Genomic DNA, 528 nt, shown 5'->3' with positions numbered 1-528 from the left:
ACGGAGATGATCTGGTACAAGGTCGGCTCGGCCGACGAGACTCCGGGCAAATCCGGCCTCGCACACTTCCTCGAGCACCTGATGTTCAAGGGCACCTCGAAGCATCCCGTCGGCGAATTCTCCCAGACCGTGCTCCGCGTCGGCGGCAACGAGAACGCCTCGACCTCGGTCGACTACACCAACTACTACCAGCGCGTTCCGCGCGAGCAGCTGCCGACCATGATGGAATTCGAGGCCGACCGCATGACCGGCCTCATCCTCAAGGACGAGAACGTGCTGCCCGAGCGCGACGTCGTGCTCGAAGAGTACAACATGCGCGTCGCCAACAATCCGGACGCGCGGCTGAACGAGCAGATCATGGCCGCGCTCTATCTCAATCATCCCTACGGCCGGCCGGTGATCGGCTGGCATCAGGAGATCGAGAAGCTCGATCGCGAGGATGCGCTCGCCTTCTACCGCCGCTTCTACGCGCCAAACAACGCCATCCTGGTGATCGCCGGCGACGTCGATGCCGCCGATGTCCGCCCG

The 528-nt window shown here is 63.6% G+C and carries 1 protein-coding gene; it reads left to right on the top strand.

Going from position 1 to position 528, the window contains the following annotated elements; all coding sequences use genetic code 11:
• The coding region (locus IVA98_RS19335) for a M16 family metallopeptidase (RefSeq protein WP_247355323.1) at positions 1 to 528 on the top strand (528 nt) is incomplete at both ends.

Origin of the sequence: Bradyrhizobium sp. 160 (genome assembly GCF_023073735.1) — a bacterium.
Taxonomy (GTDB): domain Bacteria; phylum Pseudomonadota; class Alphaproteobacteria; order Rhizobiales; family Xanthobacteraceae; genus Bradyrhizobium.
This window is presented reverse-complemented; position numbering and strand designations above follow the sequence as displayed.